Source organism: Pedobacter sp. (assembly GCF_045628745.1).
Classification (GTDB): domain Bacteria; phylum Bacteroidota; class Bacteroidia; order Sphingobacteriales; family Sphingobacteriaceae; genus Pedobacter.
Window position 1 is genome coordinate 1 of sequence record NZ_JAZQPU010000296.1, and the last position, 1,708, is coordinate 1,708.

Consider the following 1,708-nt stretch of genomic DNA (forward strand, 5'->3'; position numbering starts at 1 on the left):
TTTAGATAGTGGTTTCTTTAAGATTTTATCCAGATCAATACCCACTAAATCAGATTGCAATAATTTTTGTTCCACCTCTGCCTGAGCCGTATCTTTTACCCCTGATTCCTGTGCACGTTTAAGGTTTAAGAATTTCTTGTCTTCCTCCTCCCTATTATTGATGGCATTTTTATCATGAGGGTTTACTTTCTCCGCACCGGGGCGTTTCAAAGAAGCACCTTCTACATAAGCAAGAGGTGTTAAGCCACCAGCTCTGGTAATTAAATCAGAAATTCTTTCGTTTTTCTGTGTGATGGTATAGGTACCTGGGTACAATACTTCACCCTCTAATTTAACTTGTTTTTGCACTTGGTAACCTTCAGAACTGCGAATGGAAATGACATCAAAAGGCATTAATTTAAAATTTTGATCAACAATTCTCAAACTCTGATCAATATTGACAGTAAATACTTCTGCAGTACGTGCCGAAGCAGAGGTTGCGTCACTATTTTTAATCCTTCGAGAAACCTCGATGCGGTTAGGAGTTGCTCCCTCATTTAAACCACCAGCCATTTGAATGACATCTTCCAGGCTCATGTTATCTGCATATCCAAAAGTTCCCGGTTGTCTAACTTCTCCCTGGATACTTACTTTATATTCATCACGTAAGTCGAATAACGAAGAAATAGTTACCTTATCTTCTCTTTGTAAGACTATATCGTTTTCAGTTCCTGCCATTACCTTAGCCACATCAAAAGAAATCAGGGCTAAAGTATTATTAGCATTCAAGCGATTGATATAACCGCGATTTAAAAAAGCATCTTCAGTTAAACCCTCAGCCTTATTGATTAATCCTTTTAAGGTTAATCCTTTTTCCAATTCAAAGGGTCCAGGTCTAAAAACTGCGCCATTAATCTCTACGCGGTTTTCAAATCTATCTAATATGGTCTCCACAATGTATTTATCGCCATTTAAAGGACCATAAGTTGCAAATTGCTCCGCTTCTACGTCAGAAATTTTACGTTCTTTATTGGTATTTTGCAACACTTTAATTTTAGCCGTATAAGCCTGGTTGCTAAAACCTCCGGCAAAGCGCAATACATCCTCCAAAGATTCTGTACTTAACACTTCAAATAATGCAGGACGTTTTACTTCGCCAGACATTTCTACTCTACTCTGGTAAACAGGTACATTAATGACATCCTGGTCTTGTAAACGGATGTTGTTCTTTTGAATTCCATTTAAAAGGAAATCATAAACATCAATAGTACTCACAATTCTATTGTTTCTAATCACCTGTATTTTACGAAAAGAGCCATTTAAATTTGGCCCTCCAGATGCATTCAATGCATTAAAAACTGTTGAAAGTGAAGAAAGGGTATAAGAACCTGGTTTCTCCACTTCGCCTACCATAGTGATTTTTATACTCCTGATGTTACCCAAATTAATAGCAACCTGAGTTCTTCCGCTTCTTAATGATGGATAAGTACCCGATAAATTAGAACGTATTTTAGAGGTTGCTTGCTCTATCGTTAATCCCCCTACTGAAATATTACCCACATATTGTATACGGATAATTCCTTCAGGACTTACCTTTAATTTATAACTGGCCTCATTATCTCCTGAAAGATCAATCAGCAGCTCATCATCAGGACCAATGACATAACTTTTAGGTGTTGCCATCCTTAAATTCGGTTCAAATGTAATGTTGCTGTTTTTAAACAAAGCA

Annotated in this window: 1 protein-coding gene; it reads right to left on the minus strand. The window is 37.1% G+C overall.

Annotation, left to right across the window (positions count from 1 at the left end):
* Nucleotides 1–1,708, minus strand: a 1,708-nt coding sequence (locus tag ACR2F7_RS10965) for an SLBB domain-containing protein (protein WP_432713605.1), incomplete at both ends; no start/stop codon positions are given.